General features: G+C 38.2%; 5 protein-coding genes. 2 read left to right on the top strand and 3 right to left on the bottom strand.

Annotation, left to right across the window (positions count from 1 at the left end; all coding sequences use genetic code 11):
• Positions 1-4,551, bottom strand: a 4,551-nt coding sequence (locus tag ACY2RU_RS05735) for an FG-GAP-like repeat-containing protein (RefSeq protein WP_490137451.1), incomplete at its 3' end; no start/stop codon positions are given.
• Between the two features lie 64 nt (positions 4,552-4,615).
• Complete coding sequence (locus tag ACY2RU_RS05730; RefSeq protein ID WP_490137450.1) at positions 4,616-4,867, bottom strand: response regulator transcription factor; 252 nt, start codon at positions 4,865-4,867, stop codon at positions 4,616-4,618.
• Positions 4,868-5,209: 342 nt separating this feature from the next.
• Here ACY2RU_RS05730 and ACY2RU_RS05725 point away from each other — a divergent pair, with 342 nt between their 5' ends.
• Both ACY2RU_RS05725 and ACY2RU_RS05720 read left to right on the top strand, forming a co-directional pair.
• On the top strand, positions 5,210-6,346 hold the full coding sequence (locus ACY2RU_RS05725) for a hypothetical protein (RefSeq protein ID WP_490137449.1): 1,137 nt from the start codon (positions 5,210-5,212) through the stop codon (positions 6,344-6,346).
• 5 nt (positions 6,347-6,351) lie between these two features.
• Positions 6,352-9,018, top strand: a complete 2,667-nt coding sequence (locus ACY2RU_RS05720; RefSeq protein WP_490137448.1) for a T9SS type A sorting domain-containing protein — start codon at positions 6,352-6,354, stop codon at positions 9,016-9,018.
• A 176-nt stretch (positions 9,019-9,194) separates the two neighbouring features.
• Here the strand turns inward: ACY2RU_RS05720 and ACY2RU_RS05715 are convergent, their stop codons facing one another.
• Entirely contained in the window at positions 9,195-10,679 is a 1,485-nt protein-coding gene (locus ACY2RU_RS05715; RefSeq protein WP_490137447.1) for a T9SS type A sorting domain-containing protein, read from the bottom strand.
• Between the last annotated feature and the right edge of the window lie 106 nt (positions 10,680-10,785).

Genomic DNA, 10,785 nt, shown 5'->3' with positions numbered 1-10,785 from the left:
GTTGTTTACCGTAATATTTGCTGGGCAAGTAATTACAGGATCTTCGGTGTCATTTACCGTAATTATTTGTGTACAACTTACATTGTTTCCTGCACCATCTGTTGCGGTCCAAACTACATTGGTTGTTCCTACAGGATATGTATCTGATGCATTTGCAGTTCCATTATAGCTATTAATTACAGATGCTGAATCACAAGATACAGTTCCGGAAACCCAATCGTTTGCTGGATCCATATTTGTTAAATTAGCGCTAAAGCCATTACCAGATGAATCTGATGCAGTTGTATCTCCAGGCATTTCATCTAATTTATAATAGGCTTCTAAAGCTACATTTGGTGTTGAAATACAAGTATTTATATTATTTGCTATCTCTAAATCACTACGAGTAACATTCCATAAACGTACTTCATCTATTAAACCATTAAAATTTTGATTTCCATCTGAACGACTACCTATAGTCATTACATTGTTAGTGCCTACACTACTTGTACCTCCGCTAGTAGTTACTTGGGGAACACCGTTAATAAAGAGTTCTGGCGTAAGAGAAGAAGATGTCCACCGAGCAGCAACGTGAGTCCATGTATTTAGAGTTAAAACACTGCTCGAAGTTGCTACACTATTGGTAGGTCCATTAATAACATAGAAATAAACTGCACCGGAGGAGCTTACTAAAATTGAAGCAAAGCTTGATGCTGTACTTTGTGCGAAGAACAATCTTTGCACACCAAAGCTTCTTGGGTTTACCCACATTTCCATGGTGAAATCGTTATTAGTAAGATCTGCAAAAAGTGGTGGTAAAGGACTTGAAATATAGTCATTGACTCCGTCAAAATCCAACGCCTTCTCTGTAAAGGAGCAATTGTCAGAAAATATGGGTGATGGCACTGTTACCAATGCTTCACATACCCCTGGGTTATTACCTACTGTAATATCTGCGGGGCAGGCAATTAAAGGATCTTCTGTGTCATTGACTGTAATATTAAAGCTACAAGTAGCCATGTTTCCTGCTGGGTCGGTTGCAGTTGCTATTACTGTTGTTGTTCCTACGGCAAATAAGGTTCCAGGGTTCTGAGAATATGTTATTGAAATTGAACCAGGGCAATTGTCGGTTGCAGTTGCGACAAAGTTTACTACGGCCCCACATGCTCCTGGGTCATTACCTTGTGTAATAGCAGTAGGACACGTTATTTCTGGAGCTTCATTGTCTTCGATTGTTATTAAGCTAGTGCAAGTAGCTGTTTGGCCGTTACCGTCATCTACTGTCCAAATGATTGTTGTATCGCCTTTTGGTAAGATTTCTCCAGCAATGGTGTCTGTACCGTTTAAATCATTGGTGATGCTTCCACTTGTACAATTATCTGTAAAAGTTGCGTCAAATTCAGTTCCAATTATTGTGTATTCACATTCGCCTAGATCTGTATCCCGTGTATCGTCTGCAACACAAATTATAACAGGATCTTCATTGTCTAAAACAGTAACCAATTGTTGGCATGTAATGGTGATATTATTAACATCTGTTAATGACCATGTAACTGTGGTTTGGCCCAAAGGAAAATTGGCTGGAGCATCGTTTGAGAGAATTTCACCAGGACAACCATTTGTAATTGGGTTTCCTAAAACCACAGCAGTAGCTTCACAAGAACCAAGGTCGCTGTCTACCATAATGTCTGTAGGACAAGTGATCATTGACACACAAGGGGCCTTAGTTTCGTACCACTCTACTTTATCACTTATATTTATAAAACCAACGGAATCTAAATCGCCATCTCCGTCTAAATCACCCACAGCCACATCTTGAGGAGACAGGGTGTTTGTGTTTACAATATTTTCAGTAAAAACGGGATCGGGAGCACCATCATTAAGATACCAAACTATTTTGTTAGCGTCTCTTAGTGCAACAAGTATGTCTAGATCTTGATCTCCGTCAATATCGCCTATTGCAACTCCCATTGCCCCAGCGGCAGCGGCAGTCACCGTGTTTTGTGTAAAATTAGGTGTCGTACCACCATCATTTTCATACCAATAGACGACACCGTCAAATGTAACAGCGAGTACAATGTCTAAATCTCCGTCATTGTCAATATCGGCGATTGCTGATTCACCGGGGCTATCACAGTTGGTACATATAGGAATCCCTGTAAAGGATGGGTTGGTGGCACCATCATTTTTATACCAATAGAGAGAATCATAATTAGGACTCGCGACAATTAGATCTAAATGGCCGTCATTATCTAAATCTCCTGCCTGAATATCTCCTACACCTCCAAAATTTCTTGGAATTAATTGTTGCGTAAAACTTGGGTTATTAGCCCCATCACTTTCAAGCCATATGATATTTGTCCCTCCTGCAGATCCTAGTACCAGATCCATGTCGTTATCATTATCTAAATCTCCAGCCCATACTCCTTGAAGACCAAGAATATTTGTATCGATAATATGTTCTGTAAAGCTTGTATTCGTATTTTCAAACCATGCTATTTTTCCATTTGATAGGGATGTGCTCACAATATCTAAGTCTTGATCATTATCCATATCAATTAATACAATTCCAATAACTCCATCGGTATTATTGGTAATAAGATGTGTTGTAAAGTTTGGATCTGTTGCTCCGTCGTTTTCATACCAATAAATACTGTCTTCATCTTGATTTGCTGAAATTATGTCCAGATCGCCATCTCCATCAATATCACCAACTGTTCCGCTTCGGGCACCGAAAGCAGATGAATTAATAATGCTTGGGGCATCTAAAGTGGTTGGGGGGACTCCTGTTTCAGGAACTTCTGCCATAAAAGAAAAAATGGATGGATTATCAATCAACCCATCGCTAATAGAAACCGTAATGGTTTCATTTGGTTTAAATGAATTTGTGGGATTGTATCTTATTGTGCTTGCATTTGTAAGATTGGCAGTTCCGAGATATCTACCGGTCATACTCCCGGTAACACGAATTGCGCTAAAATTATTCGTGGTTGGGGACGTATCTAACTCTAATAATATATTCGAATCCTGAGCAACATTAATTGCATTAGAAGCAGGTGTAGAGTTAATAAAACTTGGGATGACAAGATTTGTTCTTAAATAGTAAAGTGCTTTATTTCCAGTCATTATGATATCCAAATCTTTATCATTATCGATATCGGCCGTTAAGGTGCTAAAGGATAGTACAGTTGTGCCAAGATCTGTAGTAGTAAAATACCCAGAGCCATTATTAACAAGTAAGCGCGTAAAGCTGGGAATTGAACTTCTAGTGGCAATAATATCTTGATCACCGTCACCGTCTAAATCGGCTATTGCAATCGTACTGTAACTGGTAGAGAGTGAAATAACACCTGCTGTAAAGGAGCCTGCTCCGTTTGATGTGAATTTTCTAATTTTAGGACTTACATTTTGTGTTAAAACGATATCTAAACTTTGATCTCCTGAAATTTCTGCCACGTATAGCTCACCTACATACGAGGTGTCATCAATAAAGATGGAAGTAAAGGAAGGGTTAACACCACCGTTATTTCTAAACCAACGCAGTACTCGGTTGCTTGTACTTCCACCAGTCAAATCTTCAATAGCAACAATTACAATATCTAGATCATTGTCTCTATCCATATCTCTAACTACTATTTTTGTTGACCATTCACTAAAGAGAACATGTTTGGTAAAAGATGTTCCATTTCCATTATTTTCAAACCATAAAAGTTCATCTACGGTGGCTACAATAACATCTAAAGCACCGTCATTATTCATATCACCAACTTTTATGTCTTCAAAAAATCCATAATTATATTCGTCAAAGGGTATTCCATTTACTGGATGTTCTGTAAAGGAAGGATTTGGTCCTCCGCTACTTTCAAGCCAATATATTTGTTCGTCACTTTTGGTTACAACAAGATCTGTTGCACCATCATTGTTTATATCGCCAGGAACTATTCTTTGTATGTTTAAGTCGGTTGGGGATAACAAACTTAATTTTGTATAACTAGGTTGAAGACCACCTTCATTTCTATACCATTGCGGTCCTTCGTTTGAAATTAGAGTAATAATGTCAAGTTTGTTATCACCATTTAAATCTGTAATAGCAGTTTGAGAACCACTAAAATAGTTACTTGTTTCTTCAATGAGATTTTGATAGTAGGTTGGTCCTGGAGGGTTTGCGGGGATGTTAGCAATAGTAAAACTATCCATTCCTGGGGTTAAAATTGGCGTACCGTTACTCAATACACGGTTAGTTACATGGATTGTTACTGTTTCTCCTGGATCATAATCTTGAAAAGAATTAAATGTTACTTTAAATGTTCCAGGGTCATAATTACTGAAGCTTCCAAAGTGTATTCCAGACTGAGATCCACGCACAATAATATTGTTTGCATTTACCGTGCTATTATCGATAGGACCAGGGATAAAATAGATGTCAATATTGGCATTTGAAGCAATATTTTGAATTCCACCTCCCGGGGTTGTACCAACAAAAGCTCCCTGAGCGATTGCGCAAACGCTAAAGGAGCTAAGGAGGAGAAAAAAAATTGGGGATAAGAAATTTTTGGCAGTTCGATTTTTCATAATGAATCAAATTTGGTTATGCTGCAAATTTAAGACGGCTTATTTCTCGGTACAATGCGTAGACCTACGTATTGAAGATATGGGGATTGTTCTGTATCCATAAGAGTAATGCATGATGAGAAGTCTTAAGTTGTAATTTCTTAATCATATTGCTTCGATGCTTTTCTATTGTTCGGGTGGAACATTTTTTTTTCTTAGCAATTTCGGGGGAAGTCAAACCTTGTTTTATCAAGTCTAGAATCTCTAATTCTGTCGCACTTAATTTCTTCCTCGGTTTCGTAGAAGCATTGTAGTTTGAAGGCTTGGGATTAATCATATGCCAAAACTAGATGATGAGAAGAAGGTATAAAATAAGTACACCTACGTATTGACGATATGTAGTTTCTCGGAACTATTAAATTTAGGAGTTTTGAGAGGAATTTGGTGTGGTTTCTGAATCAGATAAGTTTCTGTGTTCTTCGGCATCAAAAGCAAGAAATGATCTAATAATTTAACCTAAACAGTAAAAAACCTTATCTGAAAATAGGGTTTTTCCTATCAAAAAGTAGGAAAATTACGCACACATTTTTTGCAATTTATTAATAGCTTTGAGTTCCCCCACAAATTTGGAGTAAGCTGAAAATCCGAAACTTAGAGTAGGCAACTAACAAACAAACCGATGAAAAATCTTAAAAACATCTTTAAAGGCTTAGTATTTATTGCAGGAATTTTCTTATTTATTTCCTGCTCAAACGATCCAACAAGTAACACTGAAAATTCAGAAAATTTAGAGTTTCAGAAAAATTCGAGAGCAACTGAATTGATGGGTTACGTAGTAACAAAGGATAATGAACCTGTTGAAGGAGCTCTTATTAAATTAAGAGGACAAACAATTAGTGCAACTAGTGCTGATGGCTCTTTTAATCTTGAAGGAACTCAGCTTCGAGCGGGTGAGGTTCTCACTTTTGAACACCGAGATTACCTCACAATTACAAAGATTGTTAGCGACAATATGAAGCTTCTTGTTTCAATGAAAAAACGTGGCCGAATGGTTCGCATAGATTCACGAGCTACAAATGAAATAGAAGTTGGTCCAGGAGGAAGAATTATAATTCCAGAGAACAGCCTTGGTCGAAATGATCAAGTTTATACTGGAATGATCGATGTTCAGGTTACTTATATTGACGTAACTGACTCCTTTGATCTTCGTAGTGCACCTGGCGCGTATGTAGCGCAAGGGCGAGAAGGTCTTTATCCGCTAACTTCTTTTGGAATGATAGAAATTGTAGCTACCATACCAGGAGAAGATATTCGTTTGGATGTAGTGAGAGAGTCAAGTATTACTGTGGAATTTCCATTATTAAATCCAAGAGAAACTCCCGAAACGGTAAATTTATATTCATTTGATATGGCAACTGGATATTGGGAATTAGAAGGAGAACTAGTAAATACTGGATCGGTTCTTTTAGGAGAGGTAACTTCCATTAATAGTGCGTGGAACGCAGATGAACCGTGTTCTGAAGCGCTTATTTGCGTTAAAATAAAAGTAATATTTACAAATGGTAATCCAGGATGTGGGGTTGCTGCGGAAGGATTGTCTTATCAAGGATTTGACGGACTTCATTCTATAGGTGCAGACGATTATGTGTATTTGATGGTTTGTCCTGACAGTTCTTTTGAATTACAATCTTGTTTCCCGCTTTGTATTCCATGCCCAGGACCGTTATACACTACTATGATAGATCTTACTACTGTTACTACACCTCCAGGACCAGATGGATGTATTGATTTAGGAGCTTGGATTATTGCAAACTAGTAGATATGAAAAAGTATTTATTTGCACTAGTCATGGTTCTCTGTGGAGGGAATTTTATTTCCCTCTCCCAGAATAACGGCGAAAGAGAAGGAAGTGATTTCGAAAATTTCGAAGTTGCTGAGCCAAGAGTGTTTCAGCTAGAAAGAACCTCTGGAGAAGGCATGGAATTAGAAAATTCTTTGAATAGTTACGAGGTGTACGATTTCGATTTTGGAGCGTTGCACGATTATGTGAATAGTAACAATTACGTAAGCATATTCGAATTAAAAACAAGTGTAGCTTCATATCTAATAAATTTGCAACGTAATGATATTAGAAGTCCAAAGTATAACGAAGCCGTCAATGGCGAAGTCGTAATGGAACGTTCTATAGATAGTGACAGAGAGTATAAAGTGAACACCTTTAAGGGGTATGCAAATGGAGATCAAGGTGATATAGTTAGATTTACGGTTACCGAAGATAATTTTTGGGGCTATATCTATGAATCTGAGCGTGAAGAATGGGTGTTTTTTGAATCTGTAGGTCATTTTGTGAGAAATTCACAAATCAAAAACAAACTATTAATATATAGATTTGAAGATCTTAAGCGTGAGGTTTTCGGAGAATGTCACCTAGCCATTGTTCAGGGCCAAGGAGGAGGGTCAAATAATTCTAATAAAAATTCAAGAGGCCCAAATACCCAATGTGAGCCAAGATATTTGGAAATAGCTACGGATGCGGATTTCGAGTTTTTTCAGAATAATGGATGGGGATCAAATAATGAGATTCAATCAATATTGAATCAATCTGAAGGGGTTTACTCTATTTATTTTAATATTTTATTTAGTGTTACTTTTCAAAATCTTTGGTCAACTAGCTCAGATCCATACAGTAGTATGACGCCATTTACGCGATTAAATAGTGAATGTAGGCCTTATTGGAATGCCAATTTTTCAACTGTGGGAAGAGATTTAACGATGCTTTTCTCTGGTCATTCAAGCTTTGGCAATGTTACAGGAACTTCTCTTGCGCCATCTATTTTAGATCCAGGTACCATTTGTGAAATACCAGCAATAGCTTACAACTTGATAACAGATCGCCCAGCAAATTATAAAACCGCCGCACATGAAATTGGTCATGCCTTTGGAATGCCACACCCTTTTGATGTCTCTGGAAATACAGAATGCACTTCTAATCCAGGGATCATGTGTTATGGTACTACAGGATTTTTCTTTAATTCATCAAGCATAACCGCAACACAAACGCACACCAGTAATTTTGGAAATTGTTTAAATAATATTGATCCAGGCACTATTGACAATGATTGGGTTCGTACTTGGACTAATGATCGCAATAGAAGATGGATTGGCACATGGTATTTGAATAATGGAGATCACAAATTAACGGGTGATTTTGATGGAGATGATGACGAAGAAATCCTTTTTATGAGTGCATCAACTTGGTCTAATATGGTAGATTTTTCGTGTGATATAGGCACAGATTGGTACCACGACTGGAGTAACATGGGAAATAGATGGATCGGATCTTGGTACATGAATGCTGGCGATCGCCATTTTACTGGAGATTTTGATGGGGACGGAATTACAGATCTGTTATCTATATCTGCTAGTAATTCTTGGGCTACACTCCAAGGTTTCGATAGCAATACGAATTCTTGGTATTTTAAATGGAGCAACATGGGGAATCATTGGATTTCCTCTTGGCATGTGAAATCTACTGATCAATTCCAGATAGCCGATTTTGATGGTGATGGTAAAGATGAGTTATTGGCTTTTTCACATAATGGTTGGTCCGGACTATTTAATTTTGACAGTGGTAGTTTTCAACATCGTTGGTCTAACGGTGGAAATGGAAATATTGGAGGCGTAGGAGCAAATTCGGCACATAAGTATACTCCAGGTAAATTTACGACCACTAATTCAGACGAATTACTTACATGGGTTAACACCTGGGTAACGGTTTTACGTTTTAATAATGCTACCTCAAATTGGGATTGGATTTGGAGTCAATATGGTGCCAATCATTTTGCAAATATGTATATACTTCCTTTAAACTCAGAACAACGAGTTCTATCTGGTAATTTTGATCAAGATAGTCACGATGAAGTTTTGAATATCAATAATACGTGGGCGGCAACGGCAGATTTTAATGGAAGTTCATTTCAGCAAAATTGGAACAATGGTGGTAATAATAAATTTAATGATTGGTACTTAACTGGTGCTTTCAATCAATATTTCACTGTTAAAGCAACCCCTCACAATGAAAAACACGTGATGGCCATAAAGTTTTATGAGAGTGGCTGGTGGTTGTGGCATCAAATGTGGCCAGAATTGGCTTCCATGTATCGAAGTGATGAACTTAATAATAAAAGTAGTAGCTCTGATTCAATGGTGATGAAGGATTCATTTGACACCGAACAATATGGCATTGCAATGTATCCAAACCCAAGCAAAAATGAGCTTATTATTAATTTTCAATCTAATGAAAATAAAGAAAGATCAGGAATCATTGCGGAAGTACTAAACTTGCAAGGCATAGTCTTGCTTAGCCAGAGTATTGAATTAAATGTGAACGTCTTGGATGTTAGCTCCTTACCGGAAGGTCTATATCTTGTAAGAGTTACAAATGGAGATGAGATTGACGAGTCACATAAAATAATTATTGCTCGATAATAATACTGGCTATGTCTAGTATAAGAATTTGTTTAATATTGAAGTTGTAGATTTTAAAGCCCACTCAATTTGAGTGGGCTTTTTATTTTGGGGAAATAGAAGTGATAATCATAGCTTGCGCTTGACAACTTTACTCAGGGGAATTGGCCAATAGGTTAGCCTTCATTTATATATAACTACTCTTTTATGATTTTTAGCACCGTCTGTTTGTCTTCTGAGTATTGAATTTTTAAAAAATAAACACCATTCGTAAAGCTTTCGGTTGAGATCGCTATTATGTCTGTGTTGGAATAAGCTTGAGACAGCAGTTGTTTTCCTGTGGCGTCGTAGATCAATAGATCAATAGCTGTGTATGTGCTTCCCAAGTTGAGCGTCATACTTGTTGAGGTAGGGTTGGGATATAAAACCAAACTCTGCTGCAAACCATTTTCTTGCATATCGAGAATGTTAAGGTTATTGTATGTTCGGGCATGACCAGAATTTCCGCCATTGTCGTCATTTAAGGGGGCTCCAATAGCAACGATACTTCCGTTGGCACTTAGACTTACAGAACTGCCAGACCGATCATCCATAGCCTCCCCGTCGATGCTATTGTCTATTTGTGTCCAACTTCCTGATTGATATTGATATATCTTCACGCGCCCTGTTTCAGCGCCGGCCCCACCATTAAATGGAGCTCCTACGGCTACTATACTACCATTAGCACTTAAATCTAGGGAAGATCCAAATCTTTCGTTTATGGCCTCTCCGTCTATATCATCTCCTATTTGTGTCCAATTGCCTGACTGAAATTGCAATACACGTACATGCCCAGTACTATTATTATCACGAGCCCCAATAGCGACAATGGTTCCATCTGCGCTTAATTCTACGGAAGTTCCAAAGCGATCGTTTGTAGCTTCTCCATCAATGTCATCTCCTAGTTGAACCCAAACTTCTGACTGATTTTGATATACTCGTACGTGTCCGGCATCAGAATCGGTTCCGTCGTTAAAAGGTGCACCAATGGCGACAATCGTTCCATCTTGATTTATTGCTACGGAAAAGCCTGAATTGTCTTCCGCGGTTTCGCCATCTATATCTTCTCCTATTTGACCCCAATTTCCTGATTGATTGGAATACACACGTACATGTCCGAAATTCCCTCCCATACTACCTTCATTGTCGGGAGCACCGATGGCAACTGTAGTACCATCACCACTTAAAGCTACCGAAAACCCAGAATGATCACTAAAGGCTTCTCCAATAATTTCATCGCCTATTTGGGTCCAGTTTCCAGATTGATTTTCAAAAATACGAACCTGTCCAGACTCAAAACCACCACTCGTTTTATCTGGGGCTCCAATGGCGACGATGTTTCCATCATCACTTAGGCTAACAGAGAAGCCAGAACGATCGAGTGTTGCGCTTCCATTGATGTCTGCGCCTATTTGAGTCCAGGTTCCAGACTGGTTTTCAAAAACACGAACCTGTCCGGCTACATTTCCGCTATCGTCATTAAAAGGGGCTCCTATGGCGATGATATTTCCATCGGCACTTAGATCTACGGAAGTGGCCGACTGGTCATTTACGGCTTCACCATCAATATCATTCGCTAGCTGTGTCCATTGTCCGAAAGTAAAAAAGGGAACAAGAAGGACTAAAAGGGATATTTTTTTCATACTATTAGGTTTAAGAAGTTACTCATTTCAAAATGTTGATCTACTGATAGAATCAGCGTTTTACAAAAGTATTTGCCGTGATAACATTTATATGTCAATGCTGTAA

The organism is Ulvibacter sp. 2305UL32-6 (assembly GCF_058148545.1).
The sequence above is the reverse complement of the archived record's forward strand: the minus strand, read 5'-3'. Positions and strand labels throughout refer to the sequence as shown.

Excerpts from the sequence above, each read along its gene's own strand:
- ACY2RU_RS05730 (WP_490137450.1), bottom strand. The coding sequence starts at position 4,867 with ATGATTAATCCCAAGCCTTCAAACTACAATGCTTCTACGAAACCGAGG.
- ACY2RU_RS05725 (WP_490137449.1), top strand. The coding sequence starts at position 5,210 with ATGAAAAATCTTAAAAACATCTTTAAAGGCTTAGTATTTATTGCAGGA.
- ACY2RU_RS05720 (WP_490137448.1), top strand. The coding sequence starts at position 6,352 with ATGAAAAAGTATTTATTTGCACTAGTCATGGTTCTCTGTGGAGGGAAT.
- ACY2RU_RS05715 (WP_490137447.1), bottom strand. The coding sequence starts at position 10,679 with ATGAAAAAAATATCCCTTTTAGTCCTTCTTGTTCCCTTTTTTACTTTC.